This window comes from Streptomyces sp. Z423-1, from assembly GCF_013009255.1.
Lineage (GTDB): Bacteria > Actinomycetota > Actinomycetes > Streptomycetales > Streptomycetaceae > Streptomyces > Streptomyces gossypiisoli.
Genome location: NZ_CP053109.1, coordinates 2,302,844 through 2,324,581, shown reverse-complemented (window position 1 = coordinate 2,324,581; position 21,738 = coordinate 2,302,844). Strand labels below are relative to the sequence as shown.

The window sequence follows — 21,738 nt, the reverse complement described above, 5'->3', positions numbered from 1 at the left end:
GGATACCCTTTGACCAGACACGCGACCTTCCCACAACAGCACACGCGGCCGAGGAGTCACCCGGATGAGCACCACCCAGAGCGAGAGGCTGCGAGAACTGCTGGAACCGCTCGTCACCTCCCAGGGGCTGGATCTCGAGGAGATCGCGGTGGACTCGGTCGGACGCAAGCGAGTGCTGCGTGTCGTCGTCGACTCCGACACCGGAGCGGATCTCGACCGGATCGCCGATGTGAGCCGTGCGCTCTCGGCGAGGCTCGACGAAACGGACGCGATGGGCGAGGGCGAGTACACCCTCGAGGTCGGAACCCCGGGCGCGGAACGCCTCCTCACACAGCACCGGCACTATGTGCGCGCCACCGGCCGGCTGGTCAGATTCCAGCTGACGGAGGGCGAAGAGCTGGTGGCCAGAATCCTCACCGTCGACGACGAGGGCGTCGACATCGAGGTACCCGGGGTCAAGGGGCGCAGGCCCACGGCGCGCAGGCTCACCTTCGACGACATCGCCAAGGCGCGCGTCCAGGTCGAGTTCAGCCGCAAGGACAAGCAGGACCACAAGGACATGACGGAAGAGGAGGAGGCGTAGCCGTGGACATCGACATGAGCGCCCTGCGGGGCTTGGTCCGGGAGAAGGAGATCTCCTTCGACCTGCTCGTCGAGGCGATCGAGGCGGCCCTCCTCATCGCCTACCACCGCACCGAGGGAAGCCGCCGGCACGCGCGCGTGGAGCTCAACCGGCAGACCGGACATGTGACCGTGTGGGCGAAGGAGGACCCCGAGGACCTGGAGCCGGGCCAGGAGCCCCGCGAGTTCGACGACACGCCGTCCGGTTTCGGCCGGATCGCCGCGACCACCGCCAAACAGGTCATCCTGCAGCGGCTGCGCGACGCCGAGGACGACGCCACGCTCGGCGAGTACGCCGGCCGCGAGGGCGACATCGTCACCGGCGTGGTCCAGCAGGGCCGCGACCCGAAGAACGTGCTCGTCGACATCGGCAAGCTGGAGGCCATCCTGCCGGTGCAGGAGCAGGTGCCCGGCGAGACCTACCCGCACGGGATGCGGTTGCGGTCGTACGTCGTCCGGGTGGCCAAGGGCGTCCGCGGTCCGTCGGTGACCCTGTCCCGTACGCACCCGAATCTGGTCAAGAAGCTGTTCGCGCTGGAGGTGCCGGAGATCGCCGACGGGTCCGTCGAGATCGCCGCCATCGCCCGCGAGGCCGGTCACCGCACCAAGATCGCCGTCCGGTCCACCCGGGCGGGCCTGAACGCCAAGGGCGCCTGCATCGGCCCCATGGGCGGGCGGGTGCGCAACGTGATGGCCGAGCTGAACGGCGAGAAGATCGACATCGTCGACTGGTCGGACGACCCGGCCGAGATGGTGGCGAACGCGCTGTCCCCCGCTCGGGTGTCCAAGGTCGAGGTCGTTGACATGACGGCCCGCTCCGCGCGCGTGACGGTGCCCGACTACCAGCTGTCCCTGGCGATCGGCAAGGAAGGGCAGAATGCCCGACTTGCGGCCCGGCTCACCGGCTGGCGGATCGACATCCGTCCGGACATCGAACAGCCGGGGGAATAGATCTCGGCCCCTGGTGGGTTGGATCACGTCAGTTATACCCCTGCAACTGTTCGATCTCTGCCCCAAAGGGGTGAGGTCGTTACGGGGAGGTAGACTTAGGAGTGTCTGGCCGGACGCGTGACCGCGCATGCCCGGAACGTACCTGTGTGGGATGCCGGGAGCGAGCGGCCAAGACCGAGCTGCTGCGCATCGTGGCGATCAAGGACGCATGCGTCCCCGATCCTCGCGGTACGCTGCCCGGCCGGGGTGCCTATGTACACCCCGTCTTGGTCTGTCTCGACCAGGCGATACGTCGCCGGGCGTTCACGCGGGCACTGCGCGCCCCGGGAGCGCTCGACACAAAGGCGTTGCGCCGGTACGTCGAGCGGACAACAGTTGCTGAGCAGGCAACACGGTAAGAAAGCGTGCCGTACGGAACCCCCCGTGCGGCCTGGTACCTCGCGAGTCGAAAGCAGGTCGAGATTGCGATGAGCACTCGATGAGTACGCGATGAGTACGCCCATGAACTAGCGACGGTCCGGCCGCAACCCGGACCTCAAAGGAGCGAAGTGGCTAAGGTCCGGGTCTACGAACTCGCCAAGGAGTTCGGTGTCGAGAGCAAGGTCGTCATGGCCAAGCTCCAGGAGCTCGGTGAATTCGTCCGATCGGCGTCTTCGACGATCGAGGCGCCCGTAGTACGCAAACTGACTGACGCCTTCCAGCAGGGCGGTGGCAACGGCAAGTCCGCCGCGAAGCCCGCGCCTCGGAAGGCCGCCCCCAAGCCCGCCGCGCCCTCTCCGGCGCAGGCGGCTCGTCCGGCTGCCCCGAAGCCGGTCGTCCCCAAGCCTCCGGCTGCCCAGCAGCCCGCGGCCCCGGCGGCTCCCGCCGCTCCGGCGTCCGCGCCGACCCCCGGCCCGCGTCCGACGCCGGGCCCGAAGCCCGCGCCCGCGCCGCGTCCGGCCCCGGCCGCCCCGGAGTTCACCGCTCCGCCGTCGGCCCCGGCCCCGGCCGCAGCATCCGGCCCCAAGCCGGGCGCCCGTCCCGGTGCCCCCAAGCCCGGCGGCCGTCCGGGTGGCCAGGACCGTCAGGGCCAGCGCCCCGGTGGTCAGGGCCAGCGTCCCGGCGCTTCCGCGCCGCGTCCCGGTGCCCGCCCGGCCGGTCCGCGCCCGGGCAACAACCCCTTCACCTCCGGTGGCTCCACCGGCATGGCGCGCCCCCAGGCGCCCCGTCCGCAGGGCCAGCGTCCCGGCGGTGGCCCCGGTGGCTCCGGCGCCGGTCCCCGTCCGCAGGGCCCCGGTGCCCAGGGCGGCGGTCCGCGTCCGCAGGCTCCGGGCGGCTCCCGGCCGAGCCCCGGCTCGATGCCGCGTCCGCAGGGTGGCGCCCCGCGTCCCGGCGGCGGTCCCGCCGGTCCCCGTCCGAACCCGGGCATGATGCCGCAGCGTCCCGCTGCCGGCCCGCGTCCGGGCCCCGGCGGCGGCGGTCGCGGCCCGGCCGGTGCCGGTCGTCCCGGCGGCGGCGGTCGTCCCGGTGGCGGCGGCGGTTTCGCCGGTCGTCCCGGTGGCGGCGGCGCCCGTCCGGGTGGCGGCGGCGGTTTCGCCGGTCGTCCCGGTGGCGGCGGTCCCGGTGGTGGCGGCGGCTTCGGCGGTGGCGGCGGTGGCCGTCCCGGCTTCGGCGGCCGTCCCGGCGGTGGCCCCGGCGGCCGTGGTGGCACGCAGGGTGCCTTCGGGCGTCCCGGTGGTCCCGCGCGTCGTGGCCGCAAGTCGAAGCGGCAGCGCCGTCAGGAGTACGAGGCCATGCAGGCCCCGTCGGTCGGCGGTGTGATGCTGCCTCGCGGCAACGGCGAGACCATTCGCCTGTCGCGCGGTGCCTCGCTCACCGACTTCGCGGAGAAGATCAACGCCAACCCGGCGTCGCTCGTCGCGGTCATGATGAACCTCGGCGAGATGGTCACGGCCACGCAGTCCGTCTCCGACGAGACGCTCCAGCTCCTCGCCGACGAGATGAACTACACGGTTCAGATCGTCAGCCCGGAGGAGGAGGACCGCGAGCTGCTCGAGTCCTTCGACATCGAGTTCGGTGAGGACGAGGGCTCCGAGGAGGACCTGGTCGTCCGTCCGCCGGTCGTGACCGTCATGGGTCACGTCGACCACGGCAAGACCCGCCTGCTCGACGCCATCCGCAAGACGAACGTCATCGCGGGCGAGGCCGGTGGCATCACCCAGCACATCGGTGCCTACCAGGTCGCGACCCAGGTCAACGGCGAGGACCGGGCGATCACCTTCATCGACACCCCGGGTCACGAGGCGTTCACCGCCATGCGTGCCCGCGGTGCGAAGTCGACCGACATCGCGATCCTCGTGGTGGCGGCCAACGACGGTGTGATGCCCCAGACGGTCGAGGCGCTGAACCACGCCAAGGCGGCCGACGTGCCGATCGTGGTCGCGGTCAACAAGATCGACGTCGAGGGCGCGGACCCGACCAAGGTGCGCGGTCAGCTGACCGAGTACGGCCTGGTGGCCGAGGAGTACGGCGGCGAGACGATGTTCGTCGACATCTCCGCCAAGCAGGGCCTGCACATCGACAGTCTGCTGGAGGCGGTCGTCCTGACCGCCGACGCCGCCCTGGACCTGCGGGCCAACCCGAGCCAGGACGCGCAGGGCATCGCGATCGAGTCCCGTCTCGACCGCGGCCGCGGTGCCGTGTCGACGGTCCTCGTCCAGCGAGGCACGCTGCGGGTCGGCGACACGATGGTGGTCGGCGACGCGTACGGCCGTGTCCGGGCGATGCTCGACGACACCGGCAACAACGTCGCCGAGGCGGGTCCCTCGACGCCGGTCCAGGTCCTGGGTCTGACCAACGTCCCGGGCGCCGGCGACAACTTCCTCGTGGTCGACGAGGACCGCACGGCCCGCCAGATCGCCGAGAAGCGCGCGGCGCGCGAGCGCAACGCGGCCTTCGCCAAGCGCACCCGCAGGGTCTCCCTGGAGGACCTGGACAAGGTGCTCAAGGCCGGCGAGGTCCAGCAGCTGAACCTGATCATCAAGGGTGACGCTTCTGGTTCCGTCGAGGCCCTGGAGTCCTCGCTGCTCCAGCTCGACGTCGGCGAAGAGGTCGACATCCGCGTCCTGCACCGCGGCGTCGGTGCGGTCACGGAGTCCGACATCGACCTGGCGATGGGCTCGGACGCCATCGTGATCGGCTTCAACGTGCGCGCCGCCGGGCGTGCCGCGCAGATGGCCGAGCGCGAGGGCGTGGACGTCCGCTACTACTCGGTCATCTACCAGGCGATCGAGGAGATCGAGGCGGCCCTCAAGGGCATGCTCAAGCCGGAGTTCGAGGAAGTCGAGCTCGGTACGGCGGAGATCCGCGAGGTCTTCCGCTCGTCCAAGCTGGGCAACATCGCGGGTGTGCTCATCCGCTCCGGCGAGGTCCGGCGCAACACCAAGGCGCGCCTCCTCCGCGACGGCAAGGTCATCGCGGAGAACCTCACCATCGAGGGTCTGCGTCGCTTCAAGGACGACGTCACCGAGATCCGCGAAGGGTTCGAGGGCGGTATCAACCTCGGCAACTTCAACGACATCAAGGTCGACGACGTCATCGCGACGTACGAGATGCGCGAGAAGCCGCGCGCGTAACAGCACGTGGTAGGCGGTGGCCGACGGGACATTGCTCCTGTCGGCCACCGCAGTTTGCCGGGGCGCAGCCCCAGGCAAAACCCGGTCGAACCCCCGGCGGGCCTCGCGGTACCGTTCTTGAGGGCTTCATCGATCCCGTACCGGCGGGTGAACCGGTTACACATGTATGTGGGGACGCTGTCCTTCGACCTGCTCCTCGGCGACGTACGGTCGCTGAAGGAGAAGCGCTCCGTCGTCCGCCCGATCGTCGCCGAACTCCAGCGGAAGTACGCGGTGAGCGCGGCCGAGGTGGACCACATGGACCTCTACCGCAGGGCCCAGATCGGCCTGGCGGTGGTCTCCGCCGACGCGGCGCACGTGAGCGACGTGCTGGACCGGTGCGAGCGGCTGGTCGCCGGGCGCCCAGAGGTGGAACTGCTGTCGGTCAGGCGCCGCTTCCACGGCGACGACGACTGACCCAGAGAACGTAGATCAGGAAAGAACGGGAGACGGACCAGTGGCCGACAACGCGCGTGCCAAGAGGCTGGCGGACCTCATCCGAGAGGTGGTGGCCCAGAAGCTGCAGCGCGGGATCAAGGACCCGCGGCTCGGCTCTCACATCACCATCACGGACACCCGGGTGACGGGCGATCTGCGGGAGGCGACCGTCTTCTACACCGTGTACGGGGACGAGGAGGAGCGGACGGCCGCGGCCGCCGGACTGGAGAGCGCCAAGGGCATCCTGCGCTCCGAGGTCGGCAAGGCGGCCGGCGTGAAGTTCACGCCGACGCTGACCTTCGTCGCCGACGCCCTCCCGGACACCGCCCGGACCATCGAGGACCTCCTCGACAAGGCCCGCCAGTCCGACGAGAAGGTGCGCGAGGCCTCGGCGGGCGCCACCTACGCCGGTGACGCCGACCCGTACAAGAAGCCGGGTGAGGACGAGGACGACACCACCGCATGACCCAGAAGCACACCACGCCCGACGGCCTTGTCATCGTCGACAAGCCGTCGGGCTTCACTTCGCACGACGTGGTCGCCAAGATGCGCGGCATCGCCAGGACGCGCCGCGTCGGCCACGCCGGCACCCTCGACCCGATGGCGACGGGCGTCCTCGTCCTCGGTGTCGAGAAGGCGACCAAGCTCCTCGGGCACCTCGCGCTGACCGAGAAGGAGTACCTGGGCACGATCCGCCTGGGCCAGACGACCGTCACCGACGACGCCGAGGGCGAGATCACGGGATCGGTCGACGCCTCGAAGACCACGCGGGACGCCATCGACGCCGGGATCGCCAAGCTGACCGGCGACATCATGCAGGTGCCGTCCAAGGTCAGCGCCATCAAGATCAACGGCGTGCGCTCCTACAAGCGGGCCCGGGAGGGCGAGGACTTCGACATCCCGGCCAGGCCCGTCACCATCTCGTCGTTCAGTGTGTACGACGTCCGGGACGCCGTCGCCGAGGACGGCACCCCCGTGCTCGACCTGGTCGTGTCGGTGGTCTGCTCCTCCGGCACCTACATCCGCGCCCTCGCCCGTGACCTCGGCGCCGACCTGGGCGTCGGCGGCCACCTCACGGCGCTGCGCCGGACGCGCGTCGGGCCGTACAAGCTCGACTCGGCCCACACCCTGGAGCAGCTCCAGGAGGAGCTGACCGTGATGCCGATCGCCGAGGCGGCCGCGGCCGCGTTCCCGCGCTGGGACGTGGACGGCAGGCGAGCCCGGCTGCTCACCAACGGCGTGCGGCTCGACATGCCCGACGAGTACGCGGGCGCCGGGCCGGTGGCCGTCTTCGATCCCGAGGGCCGCTTCCTCGCGCTCGTGGAGGCACAGCGCGGCAAGGCCAAGAGCCTCGCCGTCTTCGGCTGACGCCTGCCGAAGCCGCTGGAGCGGTCTCGTCATGGCTTGCCCGTGGAGCGGCGGTCACGGGGTTCTGCGTTCCCGCCGCTCCACGGTCCCCCCTCGGTTCCCCCACCCCTAGGGTGTATCCAGCGACCCCGGTCCGTTCACCCGACCAGGCAGGCGCTCGGAGTGAACCAGGGGAGCGCAAGGGGGCGCGTTCGCCACGCGTGCTGTTTCCCTGATCATCTCGCCCCTACCGTCGATCTCAGGGCACAGATGTACGGCGGTACGGCGGGGAGGCTCGACCATGGCGGTACAAGGCCGGGGGGCCGCACCGAAGGACGGCGGGCTCGGCCCGCGCGACGACGTCCTCGTCCGTATCCACGACCTCGCCGGGCGTCCACGCGGCACCGGCGTCGTAGCCGACCACCACGGCACCGTCCTCACCAGCCACGAGGCCGTCGACGGACTGGCCCGGCTGGTCCTGCGCGCCGGGGACATCAGCCATGTCGTGCCCGCCGACGCGGTCACCGCGCTGCCGGAGCGGAACCTGGCCCTCGTACGCACCGAAGGGCTGGGCGTGGAGCCGCTGCCGATCACCGTGCGGGACGAGGTCGAGACCGGCGCGTACGTGCGCATCGCCGCGGGCTGCTGGCGTGAGGCGCGGGTGCTGGGAGCGGTGACGGGTGTGACGTACACGGCCACGGATCGCTTCCGTCAGCTCGACGACGTACTGGAGCTGGCGATCGGCACAGCCGGGCGGGACGCGCTGCGGCTGGGTGGTGGGGCGGCCGGGGGGCCAGTGGTCGACGCCGGTACCGGTGCCGTGATCGCCGTGCTCGGAACCGCGCTGCACACCGGCCGGCGGGACTGGGGGTTCGCCGTGCCGCTGCGGCCCGCGGTGAGCGGTCCGCTCGCCGACCTGCTCGCCCGCAACGCGACGACCGTGCCCGCGTACGGGGCTGATCTCAATCTCGCCGGGGTGCTCGAACTGACGGCCACGGCGGTGGCGCAGGACGGTCCGCCGGAGGCGTCGGCAGGTCACCTCGGCGGGGAAGGGGCCGTCGCGCCGGTTGAACGAGCGGCGGTGGTACGGGAGTTCGCCGCGTTCGCCGAGGGGCCGGCCGCCGTCCTCGGGCTCGTCGGGCCGCCGGGCAGCGGTCGTACGACGGAACTCGCGGCGCTTGCCGCCCGGCGCGGCCGGGGTGCGGAACCGGCGCCGACGGTGTGGCTGCGGGGGGCCGATCTGAGGGAGGAGGACCGGTCGGTGGGGGACGCGGTTCGGCGGGCGCTGAGCCGGGCGGCCCGGGGTGTGGCGGCGGCTGAGGGTGGGGGGTTGGTTGGCGGGGCCCTACATGACGGAGTCGTTCATGACGGCGTCGTTCATGACGGGGCCTTGCTCGACGGGGCCCCTCTTGATGGGACCTTGCTCGACGGAGCCCTTGTTGACGGGGCTCCTCTTGGCGGGCCTTCTCTTGGCGGGCCTTCTCTTGGTGCCGCCGACGGTGCCCCTCTCGGTGACACCGGCCCCGAACGCCTGGCCGCGCTCGCCCGTGCCGCCGGGCGCCCCCTGCTCCTGCTTCTCGACAGTCCCGAGGAGATGCCTCCGGCTCTGGCCCATCGTCTCCCCGAGTGGACCGAGGGGACCGTGCGGTGGCTTCGGGACACAGGGGTGCGGCTGGTCGTGGCGTGCCGGGCGGAGTACTGGGAGCGGGCGGGGGCGGAGTTTCCCGAGGAGTGCCTGTACCCGGGCGCGCGACAGCCCGGTGGCCTGCCGCCCTGCGTCCCCCTCGGTGACCTCGACGAGGACGAGGCCCGCCGCGCCCGCGCGACGTACGACCTGCCCGAAGGCGCCCTCGCCGCCACCGACGCCCGCCACCCCCTCACCCTCCGCCTTCTCTCCGAGATCCTCGCCGCTGTCCCGGACGCCCGGCTCGATGGCCCGCTCGACCGGCACGACGTTCTCGCCGCTCACCTGGACCTGATGTGCCTGCGCGTGGCCGTACGGCTCGCCGCCGAGGACGAACTGCGCGGCACCGCCGTACGACGGCTGGCGGCGAAGGTGGCCGGGCAGGTGCACGAGGCCGCCCGGCGCAGCCTCGGGCCCGGGCAGGGGGAGCTGGACCGGGAGGCGTTCGAGGCGCTGTTCCCCCGGGGCCCGGCCCGGCTCGGCGGCGGCACCGACTGGGCGTCCGCCGTCCTCACCGAGGGCCTCCTCGTCCCGGCCGGCACCGGCTACCGCTTCGCCCACGAGGAACTGGCCGACTGGCTCCAGGGCACGCACCTCGACCTGGACGAGGCCCTGCGCGCCCTGGTCCACCACCGCCGGGCCCCCGACGCCGAACCGCCGGCGTCCCTCCCGCACCACCGCATCGGCCCCGTCGTGCAGGCCCTGCTCCTGCTCGCCCGACAGCACAGCACGCACCGCCTCGCCGTCCGCCTGGAGGAGCTGGTGCACGCCCTGGACGACGACCCGCGCTCCTGGTGGGCCGCCCGGCTGCTCGGCGCGACGCTGCGCCAGGTGCCGGACGCCATGCCGTATCTCCGGGTGCTGAGGCTGCTCGCCGACGCGATCGTCGACTGGCGGTGGCGGGGGCGGCCCGTGCCGGGGGAGTTCGGGCCCGGCTTCTGGACCGAGCCGGTGCTGCCCGACGGCGAGCGCTTCGACCTGCTGCGCCGGCTGGTCCTCGCCGACACCGGCCCGGCCGACGGGGGCCGTTACCTCGACGCCGCCGCCCAGCTGCTCGCCGCCGACCCCACCGCCGTACAACCGCATCTCATGCGCTGGTTCGACGACGAGCGGCCGCTTCCGGCGGCGCCGCACGCGACCGTGGCTACGGCCGCGCAGGCGCTGCTGCACACGCATCGGCACCGGGCGCTGGACGACCTCATGGAGGCGTTGGTGGACAGTGGGCACCGGCGGGGCGACGAGCTGCTCGGCGTGCTCGCCGAGGAGGAGCCCTCCGCCGTGTGTCGGGCCGTGGACCGGTGGGCGCACGACGAGCGGGGGGCGCGGCGGGTCGCGGCGGTGGCGTACGGGTTGCGCGCCGCGCCGCACGCCCGCAGCGAGGCCGACCGCGAGCTGCTGCGCTACGCCGCCCTCGCCCTGCTCGCCCGCCCCGCCGACGGCAGCCTGCACGGCGGGGCGCTCGCCCTCCTCGTACGCGATCCGCACACCCGGGCCCGGCACCTGCCACGGGCCGTCGAGCACTTCGCGGCCGGTGATCCACAGCTGCCCGCGAGCGCGCTGGTGACCGCCCTGGCCACCCACCCGGAGCCGGTGCTCGGCGCCTTCCGGGCCCGGCTGCACCGACCGGACGCCGTGGAGGCGCTGTTCACGCTGGCCGACGCGGCGACTCCGGCGCTGGCGCGGCGGGTCGCCGACCTCGTGCGGGATGCCGTGACGCCGCGCCCGGACCGGGCCGCGCCCGTGGCCGCGTACGTCGACCGGCGCCTCGACGCCGGGCCCGCCGCCAGGACCGTACTGTTCCCGCTGGTCACCGGCCTGCTGAACGGCGGACCCGAGCAGCTGCGGGTGGCGCTCGCCGCCGTCCTCGGCGCGCCCGGCGCGCCCGCCTCCCGCGCCCTGCGCCGCGAACTGTGCGACTTTCTCCTCGTGCACGAGCACGCCCCGCCCGTGCTGGAAACCCTGCTGCGTACGGCCGCCCGGCACGGCGGGGACGAGCTGCGCGCCCTGGTCCATCGCACCGGCATGCTCCTCGTCCGCACCCCGGCCGGCGCGACCCGTTTCGACCGCACCCTCCTCGACCTCGGCCGCGAGGTCCCCGGCTTCGCCGCCCGGGTCGCGCACTGGCTGAACGAGGCCCCGCAGGACTGGGCCGCGGTGGTCGGCCCCAGCACCCGCAGGATGATCGAGAAGGTGGTCGGCGGACGGGTTCCCGCATGACCTCGGGAGTGCACGTGCGTCGGGTCACAGCCCCCATGCCGGTGCGGGCCGGGCCCCCTCGGCATGGCACCCTTAGACCTGCGTAAGAGGCATAGACGGACACGGGTTCGAGGAGCGGTCACAGTGCAGCGCTGGCGTGGCTTGGAGGACATCCCCGAGGACTGGGGGCGCAGCGTCGTCACCATCGGCTCCTACGACGGTGTCCACCGCGGACACCAGCTGATCATCCGGCACGCCGTGGAACGCGCCCACGAACTGGGCGTCCCCGCCGTCGTCGTCACCTTCGACCCGCACCCGAGCGAGGTCGTCCGCCCCGGCAGCCACCCGCCGCTGCTCGCCCCGCACCATCGCCGCGCCGAACTGATGGCGGAGCTGGGCGTGGACGCGGTGCTGATCCTGCCCTTCACGGCGGAGTTCTCGAAACTCTCGCCGGCCGACTTCGTCGTCAAGGTTCTGGTCGACAAGCTGCACGCCAAGGCGGTCGTCGAGGGCCCCAACTTCCGCTTCGGCCACCGCGCCGCCGGAAACGTGGAGTTCCTCGCCGAACAGGGCAAGGTCTACGACTTCGAGGTCGAGGTCGTCGACCTGTTCGTGTCGGGCGATGCGGGCGGCGGCGAGCCGTTCTCGTCGACGCTGACGCGGCGGCTGGTGGCCGCGGGGGACGTGGAGGGCGCCGCGGAGATCCTCGGCCGCCCGCACCGGGTCGAGGGTGTCGTCGTACGCGGCGCTCAGCGCGGCCGTGACCTGGGCTTCCCCACGGCCAACGTCGAGACGCTGCCGCACACCGCGATCCCGGCCGACGGGGTGTACGCGGGGTGGCTCGTGGTGGACGGCGAGGCGATGCCTGCCGCGATCTCCGTGGGCACCAACCCGCAGTTCGACGGGACCGAGCGCACGGTGGAGGCGTACGCCATCGACCGGGTGGGGCTGGATCTGTACGGGCTGCATGTCGCCGTCGACTTCCTGGCCTTTGTGCGGGGGCAGGCGAAGTTCGAGACGCTTCAGGCTCTGCTGGAGCAGATGGCGGACGATGTGAAGCGGTGCCGGGAGCTGATTGGGGCGGCGGAGGGGGCGGCATAGCCGCTGCGACAGCTTTTCCGAGACAGCTTCTCCGACGTGAAGGGCGGCCGGTGCCTGTGGGCACCGGCCGCCCTTGTTGTTCACGGCCGTTCGCTACTGCTGGGGCGGGCCTTCGGGCTGACCGGGCTGGGGGTAGCCGTAGCCGTGGCCCGGGTGCTGGGGGTGGGGAGCCTGCTGTCCGGGGTGGCCCGGCTGGCCCGGCTGGCCCGGCTGTGGCGGGTAGGGCTGGCCGGGGGCGTACTGCTGGCCGGGCATGGGCTGGCCCGGCATGGGCGGCTGGCCAGGCATCGGCTGTCCTGGCATGGGCTGGCTGGGCAACGGCTGGCCCGGCATCGGCGGGGCGGCGACCGGGGGCGGGTTGCCGTCGCTGGTCCACAGGCCGTGCATCTGCTGATGGCGTACGAAGTCCTCGGCGACCATGGCCGCGAGGTTGAAGTACGCCTCCCGCACCTTCGGCCGCATCATGTCGAGGTCGACCTCGGCACCGGCGGCGAGATGCTCGTCGAACGGCACGACGATGACGCCCCGGCACCGCGTCTCGAAGTGCGCCACGATGTCCTCGACCTTGATCATCTTGCCGGTCTCACGGACGCCGGAGATGACGGTGATGGAACGTGAGACCAGGTCGGCGTACCCGTGCGCGGACAGCCAGTCCAGCGTCGTACTGGCGCTGCTCGCACCGTCCACGGACGGCGTCGAGATGATGATGAGCTGGTCGGCGAGGTCGAGCACACCGCGCATGGCGCTGTAGAGCAGGCCGGTACCGGAGTCGGTGAGGATGATCGGGTACTGCTTGCCGAGTACGTCGATCGCGCGCCGGTAGTCCTCGTCGTTGAAGGTCGTCGAGACGGCAGGGTCGACGTCGTTGGCGATGATCTCCAGGCCGGAGGGGGCCTGGGAGGTGAACCGCCGGATGTCCATGTACGAGTTGAGGTACGGGATCGCCTGGACCAGGTCACGGATGGTGGCCCCGGTCTCCCGGCGGACGCGGCGGCCGAGCGTACCGGCGTCCGGGTTGGCGTCGATCGCGAGGATCTTGTCCTGGCGCTCGGTGGCGAGGGTGGAACCGAGGGCGGTGGTCGTCGTGGTCTTGCCGACGCCGCCCTTGAGGCTGATCACGGCGATGCGGTAGCAGGACAGCACCGGCGTCCGCATCAACTGCAACTTCTGCTGACGCTCGGCCTCCTCCTTCTTGCCGCCCAACTTGAACCGGGAGACGGCCGCGCCCGGACGTCCGCTCTTCGCCTTCTGCTTCTTGTTGTTGAGCAGCCGGTCGGAGGACAGCTCTACGGCCGCGGTGTAACCGAGCGGCGCGGCACCGGGGTTGGTGGGCTGGCGCTGGTCGTGCTGGAGGGGTTGCGGCCAGGCGGTGCCGAGGCGGGGGTCTGCGGGTGGGGTGGGGGGTTGGTGGGGGTGAGGCTGGGACTGGGCCTGGTGTGGGGGTTGGGTTTGGTGTGGGTGTTGGGGCTGAGCTTGGGGCTGGTGCGGGGGCTGGGGGAATCCCTGGGGGGCGCCAGTGGGGGACTGGGCCGGGATTTGCGGGTTTTGCGGGGTGTGGGCGTTGTGTGGGTTCTGGGCGTCGGGCTGCGCGGGGATGCCGGGGTGGGGGGCCTGGTGCTGTGCCTGGTGCTGCGCCGGTGGCTGGGGGAAGCCGTAGCCGCCCTGGGGGGTGGGGACGCCGGGGTGGGGGAAGCCGTAACCGCCCTGGGCGTTGGGGGTGCCGGGGTGCGGGAAGCCGTAGCCCTGCTGGGCGTTGGGGTCGGGGATGGCCGGCTGCTGGGGGTTGGGGGTGTTGGGGTCCGGTGCCTGGGTCGGCGGGGTCCATGCGGGCTGCGGCGGCTGGTGCTGGAAGGGCGGCTGCTGCGGAGGCAGGAGCGGTTGGCCATGCGCGGCGGTCGGCTGGGGCTGCGGCTGCGTGGAGGGCGTGCTCGGGTCCGGCTGCTGCGGCTGGGGCTGCGGCTGTGCGGGCCACTGGGCGGCGGGGGCCGGGGCCGCAGGCTGGTACGACGGCGGCAGCGGCGGAACCCCGGTCTGCGGGGCGGGCGGGGGAGTCCAGGCCGAGGGCGCCTCGGGCGTGGCCGGTGCGTCGGCCTGGGGGGTGTTGTCCTGGGGAGCGTGGTCGTGCGGCGCCGCGTCGGAGGATTCCGGCTCGGCCGGGTCGGCCGCATCGCTGGACTCGGCGTCGGTGGAAGCGGTGTCTTCCGTCCCGTCGGCGGAGGCCTCTGACTCGGCTGACTCGGCCAGGTCGGCGCCGGCGTCGGCGCCGGGACCGTCGTCGGTGTCGACGTCACCGTGCTCGGTGGCGCCCGCCTCCTCCGGCTCACCCTCGGGCCGCGCGTCAGCCTTGGCCTCGGCGTCGGCAGCCGCGTCGGCCGCGGCCGAGAGGTCGGCGATCTCCTGCTTCAGAGAGGCCGCGGAGAACCGCATGGTGGCGCCGCTCTCCAGGTCCCCGTTCCCGGACTCGGCCTCCTCGGAAGCCTTGGGAGCGTCCGGTGCAGGGGCGACCGGCGGCTGGGGCTCGAACCCACTCCCCTCGGGAAGCCTGGGCACACCTCCGGACTCCCCGCTCGACGACACGGGCGGCGGCGGGAAGGGAACCCCCGGCTCGGGAGCGGGCGCAGGCGGCGTGAACGGCACTCCAGGCATCGGCACGGGCGCGGGCGGCGCAAAAGGCGCCGCCGGAGCGGAGTGAGCCGACGGCCCGAAGTCCGCGGAGGGGGTGGAGGGGGTGGAGGGGGAGGGAGGCGTGGGCGCCGAGGGCACCGCAGAAGCGGAAGCACCTCCAGAAGGCCCAGGAGACCCAGAAGGCCCAGAAGGCTCGGAAGGCCTAGAAGCCGCAGACTCGGACGAACCAGCACCCGAATCCGCCGAGTGCCCCGAATCCCCCGAGCCCCCGGACGCGTTCTGCGTGTACCAGGCAGGCGGCGCATAGTCGATGGTGAACTCGCCCGTCATGTCGACGGCCGCCTCCGCGTCGGGCTGGTCATCGCCGGGCGTCGCCCAGCCCCCGCGGATCCCGTCCCGATCGCTGCTCACAATTCCTCCTGGTGTGGTCGAGCACCCTCATGCCGTGCTGGGGCGACCATTGCTGTCGTTCGATTCACAGGGCGGTCCCCCCGGGTCACCCCCGGAACGCGCATCACCCTGTGCCGGGTACTCGCTACGTGCCCCGCCCCAGCCTAATCAAGAAAGGGGCGGGCACGGCAGGCGCGTCTGCGCCCCGACGCGCGTCCGGCACAAAGCCGGGTGGTCGCCGTCGATCGACAGTCACATGGGCACAGATCCGCCAGTCGTCCTTCCCGGTCAGTCCATCCGGCGGGCCACGCCCAGCAGACCGATCTCGGCGTCCGTGGGCTGTGTGACCACGTACTGGCGATCGCCGTCAGTGCACCAAAGAGTGATGCCGTCGCCAAGGGTGGGCAGCGGTTCGTACTCGGCGCGGGGCAGGCCGATCACCCGACCGACTTCCGCCGCCTCGTCCGGCGACACCCGCTGCACTCCGATCAGCCGCGCCTGACGCATCAACCGGGGCGCCACGGGGCTGAGATAGGGCAGCAGCGTCAGCACCGACTGCCAGGGCGCCGACACCACGCGTCCGCGTGGCGGCCGCATGCCGCAGTCCCGGATCACCAGGACCGGGCTGCCTGCCGAGGCGCCGAGCGGAGGAACCCGGCCAACGTCGTGCACGGTCATCCCGGACTGGCCGCCGCCCACCGCCTGCACCACCTGCGCCCAGTGCTGGGCGCGGCCGGTCTCGACGGCGACCCTCGCGCCCGTCGCCGCGGCGCGCAACGCGAGCACCTGGGCCGTCCACAGGCCACCGATCAGCAACACGTCGTACGGCGTGGGACGGTTCACCCCGAGCACGGCGGGCTGGCCCTCGGCGGTGACGCCGACGACCACGCCGTCGTCGCCGATGGGAAGCGACAGCGCGTCGAACTGATCGACCGGCAGGGTGTGCCGCGGGTGCCGGGGACCGAGCAGTCCGAAGCCGGTGCGCAGCCGCTCCGCGAGGCCGCCGCCCTCGGATCCTGTCAGGGACGACGCGGTCGACGTCGACGTCGATGTCGTCATGGCGGCCATCAGCGGGCACCTCCGAGCGGCAGGGTGGCGAGGACTCCGGGCAGTTGCTCGCGGTCCAGACGGGCGAGTCCGGTCCGCGTCTGCCGCGCGACGCGTTCCAACTCCTGCCGCGAGACGGCAAGTTCGGTGCTGCTGCGCCCGGTGATCCGTACATGCCCAGTGAGGGCGACGTCCCGCTGCCCACCCCTGGCCAGCGTCAGGCTGAGCGTTGTCGCCAGTGCGGGCACGGAGGTCAACTGCGCCACCAACTGCGGCAGACCGGTGCCGGAGCCGCCGAGCGCGGGCCAGCGGCGCACCCAGTACGTGGTGTGTCTGCGGTTGTCGCAGCGCCAGCTGCGACTGGTCTCCTCGGTCCGCCGCCGGGGCGCATCGCTCTGCCCGGCCTGGGCGGTCACCATGGGGTTGGCGCAGGCGGAGGTCGCGATGGCGGCGGTCACCTCGTCCTCGGTGAGCACGCTCACCCGGAATCCGGCGCCCGTCAGCCGGCTTGCCAGATGCTCCGCCGACCGCACCAGGCACTTCTGCGCGCCGACGAGGCCGCCGCCGCGGGCGGTCACCGCCTCCGGGCACAGTTCGGGGTCCAGCTTCAGCGCGATCCACGTCACGCGGACGGCGGGGGAGGCGGTCTGCGCCTGGAGCTGCTGGTAGTTGGTCACCACGACCGACTGCTGGGGCAGGTGCGGGGCGGGCGCGGGCTGGGTGTGCAGCACGATCTGTGCGGATTCCAGGCGGATTCCGTCGACATCCAGTGCGTCCCGCACCAGGGCGAGGGGAAGCGGCCGGCGGCTGCGCTCGGCGCGCAGCGCCCCGAAGTCCGCCTCCACTTGGAGAACGGCTGTAAGGAACCCGCCGTCACCGACCATGCCGACGGGCCGTTGGTCGCGGTCGTTGCCGCGGTTGTAGCTGTAGGTGCGCAGGTTCGGGTCGCACTCGACGGCGGGGGCCAGCCCAGAGTCGGTGCCCGGCGGCACCGGGGTGCCCGCGGCCTTGCGGCGGCGGGAGCGCAGGGCCTGCACGCCGGCCAGCCACTCGGGCAGCGAGCGCCCTCGGCGCCGTACGAGCGCGAGTGCCACGAGATGCGCGGCGACCACGGCGGCCGGAACCAGCGCGTACGTACCGATCACCCAGCCGCACACCACGAGCGCCGCCGCCAGTTCGAGCAGCACCAACCGCTGCACGGCGAACGAGCCTGCGCGCCCCGAACGTTCCCTCAGGTGCGGTGTGACAGCGCCTTCGGTGGCAGGGGTGTCGCGGGACCCCGCCGGACCGGCGCTGCCCGATCGTGACCTCGATTGCGATCGCGACCCGGCCCGCGGTGCGGAAGCCATCACTCCAAAACCCCCGAATCTCTCCCGAAAACCCTTGTCCACACGCTCCTGCGAGTCCTGAGCGCCCTACCCATGACAAACGCACGGTCACGCAACAGGCATAGTAGGGGCCGGGTCTGACAACCGAGGCACCAGAGGCAACCAAGGGCGGGCGACGGCACTTTCACCGTCCCCAGGGCTCCGCAACGGGGAGAGAGCGGACACAGATGGCATCACGCCGCGATGAACTCAACGCCTACACCTTCGCGAAGCGCCGCACACTCGCGTCTTTCCTGCGGCCCTCGCCGTCGGGTTCGGAGGAGGGCGCGCCGAAGCCGCTTAGCGCGGTCTGGCCCGGTGTCGTCGTCGGCGTGGTGATCCTCGCGGTGTTCGGCGCCATCGGCCTCTTCAGCCCCACCGCACGCAAGGGTTGGGACAATCCGGGCGAACATGTCATCGTCGCCAGTGACTCGACGACCCGCTACGTCGTACTGAAGACGGACGGCAAGACGCAGCTGCACCCGGTGCTCAACATGGCCTCCGCGAAACTGCTGTTGGATCCCGGCAAGAACAGCATCATCACCGTCGACGAGAAGGTCCTCGACAGCGGCAAGCCCCCGCACGGCGCCACCATCGGCATCCCGTACGCGCCCGACCGGCTGCCCTCCGCCGACGAGGCGGAGACCCCCAAGCGCTGGGCGGTCTGCGAGCGCCCCGGTGACGGCGGCCGGGCCATCCAGAAGGCGGCGTTCGTCCTGGCCGAGAAGGAGTGGTCGAAGACCGAGGGCAGCAACAAGCTCTCCGGGGGCGACCTGATGTACGTCGTCGGCCCGGACGGCAAGACGCGGTACGTCGTCGACTCTCGCGGCTACGCCTACCCGCTCGAGGACCCCACAGACAACGAACTCCTCAAAGCCCTCGACACCCAGGGCCGCGCCCCGCAGCGCGTCTCCCAGGACTGGCTCGACACCCTGCACAAGGGCGACCCCCTGTCGATCCCGTCGATCAAGGGCACGCCCGGCGCCGATGCCGGTGCGTCCGACATGCTCGGCAAGTACGACAAGGTCGGCATGGTCATCAAGGCCTACGACGGCTCGCGCATGCAGTACTACGTCGTCCTCCCCGGCGAGGTCGCCCGGATCACCGAGTTCACCTCCACGCTCCTGCTCAACAGTGGCGCCCTCGTCGCGGTCGGCCAGACCGGCGAGGCGCAGCAGGTCAGCCCCGGCGCGGTGGCCGACAGCACGACCTTCCTCGGCGACAGGAAGTGGCCGACGTACAGGCCGAAGACGGTCAACAACGGCACCAGCACCACCACCGGCCGTAACGCCGTCTGCAACGTCTTGCGCTCCGTGAACGCCGAGAGCGGCGCGACGACCCTGTCCACCTGGGCGGGCACCGACTTCCCCGCGCAGTTGCCGACCGGCTCCTCCAGCGCGTACGTCACCCCCGGCTCCGGACAGCTTTACCGCCAGTTCCAGGGCCAGGAGACCAAGGCGGGCAGCGTCTTCCTGGTGACCGACACCGGCCTGCGCTACGCCCTGCAGTCCAACAGCGACAGCGCCACCGAGGACAAGGGCATCGGCACCTCCGCCGAGCAGCGCAAGCAGGAACTGACCGAGGCCAAGATCGCCCAGACCAGGCTCGGCTACGAGAAGGTCGCCCCGGCGCCCGTCCCCGCGGCCTGGTCGACGTTCCTGCCCACCGGCCCCCGCCTGTCGGAGGCGGCGGCGCGGCAGCCGCAGGGTTCTTAGCGGAAGGGCCTTGGTGGAACTCATGCTGAAGACAAGCGAGATGAGGCCCAAGAGCCGCACGGTCGTGGCCACCCTGCTCGCCACGACAGCCCTCACGATGACGACGCAACTCGCCCTCCCGGCCCCCGAGGCACGGGCGGACGACAGCGACCAGTGCACCTTCCCCTCGCAGCCGTACGAGGGCCGCCCCTGGGCGCTGCAACGCGTCAACCTTGATGAGCTGTGGGCCCAGTCGAAGGGCGCGGGCGTCCAGGTGGCCGTGATCGACACGGGCGTCGACATCAAGAACCCCCAGCTCACCAAGGCCGTCGACGCATCCAAGGGCAAGAACTTCCTCCCTCCGAAGAACAGCAAGGGCGAGGAGATCGAACGCGGCAACGCGAGCGGCACCACGGACACCGTCGGCCACGGCACCCGCGTGGCCGGCATCATCGCCGCACGCCCCGCCCAGGGAACCGGCTTCGTGGGTCTGGCCCCCGAGGCCACGATCATCCCGATCAAGCAGAACGACGCCGAGGGCAACGGAACGGCGGCCACCCTGGCGAGTTCGATCCGCCACGCGGTGGATGTAGGCGCGGACGTCATCAACATCTCCCAGGACACGGCCAAGGCGATCAAACCCGACGCGAGCCTGGAGCAGGCTGTGAACTACGCTTTCTCCCGGGAGATCGTCGTCGTGGCGTCGGCCGGCAACGACGGCCTCGGCGGCAACGTCAAGATCACGTACCCGGCGTCGTACAAAGGCGTCCTGGCCGTAGCCTCCTCGGACCGTAACAACGAACGGGCCCCCTTCTCCCAGTCCGGCGAATTCGTGGGCGTGGCGGCCCCGGGCGTCGACATGATCTCCACGGTCCCCGGCAACGGCCACTGCTCCGACAACGGCACCAGCTTCTCCGCCCCCTACGTCGCAGGCGTGGCCGCCCTGCTGAAGGCCAAGTACCCCAAGTGGACGGCCCAGCAGATCGTCGCCCAGATCGAACAGACGGCGGAACGCTCGATCCCCGGCCATGACCGCCTGGTCGGCTGGGGCGTGGTCGACCCGGTCAAGGCCCTGACCGACGTCGACCCGGCCAACCCGATCGAGTCCCCCCAACCCGAGCAGAACCTCAAAGGCGCGAGGGCCCCCTCGATCGCCCCGGTCCACTTCGGCGAAACACCAGACGAACGCAACATCCGCCTGGGCACGTACGTGGTCGTCGGAGGCCTGGTCCTGGTCGCGGGCCTCGGGGGGACGGCGGTGGCGGTACGGGATGCGCGGCGTCGGCGGCGGGGCCTGGGAGGCCCGGCATGCTGACGGAGCTCTCCATCACGCTCTTCGTCCTGTCTGCCCTGCTGATCCTGATGGCCTGCCTGAAGGCGGACCGTGTCCGGAGATGGAGGGAATCCGTCAACCCCTCCGCCCCCGAGATCCCCGACGCGGCGTTCGTGGTCGCCCGCATCACCCTGATCGGAGTGGCGGTGGCCTGCGTCGTCTCTGGCGTCCAAGGCCTGGGCGTCGAGGACGACTCGAAGTGGAGCGACGATGAGTTGACCAGCGCGGTACAGGGCGCTACGGAGGCTCTGGACGGCAGTTTCACCTATGGCGGCCCGTTGGACGACGGCGCCTCGGTCGACTTCGGCGGCGAATACGCCATGAAGGTCGAGGACGAGGTTGTCGAGCACGGCGGCGGCGACGCACCCCAGTACGGTGTGGACGCCGAGTTCATTGGCGAGGCGACGTCCGACAAGGCCCGATACCGGATCACGGCCGACGGCGCTGGGACATCCTTCTGCATGCACGTCAAGCGCACACACGACGGGTACATCGAGACGGTGGCCCCTGGATTGTCCGGTGACTCGGCAGTGGTCAAGAAGCCAAAGTACACCTTCGCTGTGTCCAGCCGAACTGGGGAATGCTGACCGTCAGGCGACGTCGCCCAGGGTGACGGAAGGCTGCTCGCTTCGCTGTCCTTTCAGACGGCTTGGGGCTCTTCAAAGTTGAGCGGTGCGGAGGTGTCCACGGGCTCGGCGGGTGGTGACGCAGCGCGTGCGTAGGCGTTGGTTGGCGGGGTTGCGGAAGCCGTGGGCGGCACGGGCGGTGAGCTTGATCATGCGGTTGATGCCCTCGCTCTTCGCATTGCTGTGGCCGGTGGCGATGAATGCTTCTATCTCGGGCCACCAGCGGTCGACGGTGACGGCGAGCTGACGGACTTCGGGGATGTCGGAGTCCGCGCACCAGGTGAGGAATTTGAATCGGAGCCTGCCGATGCGGTGCCGGTCGGCGCCGGTGCGGGCGGTGGCGAGCAGGTCGCGCAGCCGTTCCTTCACGATCCAGGCGGTCAGCAGAGTCATGCCGATGGTCCCGGCGTCGATGAGCGCGTTCCACATGCTGGTGAACTGCTGGTCGGTCAGGTCGTCGCGGTTGCGCAGGAGCCGGCGCCGGGCCTTCCACTCAGGGTCGGTGGCCCGGCCGCGCCGGCCGCGCAGGGTGGCGGTGGTGCGGCGGCGGACGATGTTCAGCATCTTGTTCGCGACCTGGACCACGTGGAAATGGTCGACGACCACGGTGGCGTGCGGTAGGCCCGTGCGGATCGCGGCGCGGTAGGTGGTGGACATGTGGGTCT

General features: G+C 71.7%; 16 protein-coding genes. 12 read left to right on the top strand and 4 right to left on the bottom strand.

What is annotated here, in order from left to right:
- Positions 1 to 64 precede the first annotated feature (64 nt).
- The 9 genes from rimP (at position 65) to HJD23_RS10425 (ending at position 11,991) form a co-directional block, all read left to right on the top strand.
- Complete coding sequence (rimP, locus tag HJD23_RS10465; RefSeq protein ID WP_171108866.1) at positions 65 to 583, top strand: ribosome maturation factor RimP; 519 nt, start codon at positions 65 to 67, stop codon at positions 581 to 583.
- 2 nt (positions 584 to 585) lie between these two features.
- Positions 586 to 1,572, top strand: a complete 987-nt coding sequence (gene nusA, locus HJD23_RS10460) for a transcription termination factor NusA (RefSeq protein WP_171108864.1) — start codon at positions 586 to 588, stop codon at positions 1,570 to 1,572.
- A 101-nt stretch (positions 1,573 to 1,673) separates the two neighbouring features.
- The gene (locus HJD23_RS10455) at positions 1,674 to 1,970 is read left to right on the top strand and encodes a YlxR family protein (RefSeq protein WP_171108862.1); all 297 of its coding nucleotides are present in this window, start codon (positions 1,674 to 1,676) and stop codon (positions 1,968 to 1,970) included.
- 150 nt (positions 1,971 to 2,120) lie between these two features.
- Positions 2,121 to 5,186, top strand: coding sequence for a translation initiation factor IF-2 (gene infB, locus HJD23_RS10450; protein ID WP_171108860.1), 3,066 nt, complete (start codon positions 2,121 to 2,123; stop codon positions 5,184 to 5,186).
- 162 nt (positions 5,187 to 5,348) lie between these two features.
- Entirely contained in the window at positions 5,349 to 5,642 is a 294-nt protein-coding gene (locus HJD23_RS10445) for a DUF503 domain-containing protein (protein WP_171111457.1), read from the top strand.
- Between the two features lie 40 nt (positions 5,643 to 5,682).
- Positions 5,683 to 6,129, top strand: a complete 447-nt coding sequence (rbfA, locus tag HJD23_RS10440) for a 30S ribosome-binding factor RbfA (RefSeq protein ID WP_171108859.1) — start codon at positions 5,683 to 5,685, stop codon at positions 6,127 to 6,129.
- On the top strand, positions 6,126 to 7,031 hold the full coding sequence (gene truB, locus HJD23_RS10435) for a tRNA pseudouridine(55) synthase TruB (protein ID WP_171108857.1): 906 nt from the start codon (positions 6,126 to 6,128) through the stop codon (positions 7,029 to 7,031). Before rbfA ends, truB begins: the two co-directional genes overlap by 4 nt.
- Before the next feature lie 280 nt (positions 7,032 to 7,311).
- Entirely contained in the window at positions 7,312 to 10,911 is a 3,600-nt protein-coding gene (locus tag HJD23_RS10430) for a trypsin-like peptidase domain-containing protein (RefSeq protein WP_171108856.1), read from the top strand.
- Positions 10,912 to 11,034: 123 nt separating this feature from the next.
- The gene (locus HJD23_RS10425) at positions 11,035 to 11,991 is read left to right on the top strand and encodes a bifunctional riboflavin kinase/FAD synthetase (RefSeq protein ID WP_171108853.1); all 957 of its coding nucleotides are present in this window, start codon (positions 11,035 to 11,037) and stop codon (positions 11,989 to 11,991) included.
- Between the two features lie 93 nt (positions 11,992 to 12,084).
- Here the strand turns inward: HJD23_RS10425 and HJD23_RS10420 are convergent, their stop codons facing one another.
- From HJD23_RS10420 to eccE, 3 genes are all read right to left on the bottom strand, one after another.
- On the bottom strand, positions 12,085 to 15,027 hold the full coding sequence (locus tag HJD23_RS10420; RefSeq protein ID WP_171134010.1) for an SCO5717 family growth-regulating ATPase: 2,943 nt from the start codon (positions 15,025 to 15,027) through the stop codon (positions 12,085 to 12,087).
- 267 nt (positions 15,028 to 15,294) lie between these two features.
- On the bottom strand, positions 15,295 to 16,065 hold the full coding sequence (locus tag HJD23_RS10415; RefSeq protein WP_171119187.1) for a hypothetical protein: 771 nt from the start codon (positions 16,063 to 16,065) through the stop codon (positions 15,295 to 15,297).
- A gap of 8 nt (positions 16,066 to 16,073) precedes the next feature.
- Positions 16,074 to 17,402 carry a type VII secretion protein EccE gene (eccE, locus tag HJD23_RS10410; RefSeq protein WP_171117772.1) on the bottom strand — a complete coding sequence of 443 codons (1,329 nt, stop codon included), beginning with the start codon at positions 17,400 to 17,402 and terminating at the stop codon, positions 16,074 to 16,076.
- A 206-nt stretch (positions 17,403 to 17,608) separates the two neighbouring features.
- Between eccE and eccB the strand changes: the two genes are divergently transcribed.
- From eccB to HJD23_RS10395, 3 genes are all read left to right on the top strand, one after another.
- Complete coding sequence (eccB, locus tag HJD23_RS10405) at positions 17,609 to 19,135, top strand: type VII secretion protein EccB (RefSeq protein WP_171117770.1); 1,527 nt, start codon at positions 17,609 to 17,611, stop codon at positions 19,133 to 19,135.
- A gap of 97 nt (positions 19,136 to 19,232) precedes the next feature.
- Complete coding sequence (mycP, locus tag HJD23_RS10400; protein ID WP_232107615.1) at positions 19,233 to 20,429, top strand: type VII secretion-associated serine protease mycosin; 1,197 nt, start codon at positions 19,233 to 19,235, stop codon at positions 20,427 to 20,429.
- Positions 20,423 to 21,034: a hypothetical protein gene (locus HJD23_RS10395; RefSeq protein WP_171117765.1), complete on the top strand. Its 612-nt coding sequence runs from the start codon at positions 20,423 to 20,425 to the stop codon at positions 21,032 to 21,034. Before mycP ends, HJD23_RS10395 begins: the two co-directional genes overlap by 7 nt.
- 72 nt (positions 21,035 to 21,106) lie before the next feature.
- Here the strand turns inward: HJD23_RS10395 and HJD23_RS10390 are convergent, their stop codons facing one another.
- On the bottom strand, positions 21,107 to 21,730 hold the full coding sequence (locus tag HJD23_RS10390; protein ID WP_171117763.1) for a transposase: 624 nt from the start codon (positions 21,728 to 21,730) through the stop codon (positions 21,107 to 21,109).
- Between the last annotated feature and the right edge of the window lie 8 nt (positions 21,731 to 21,738).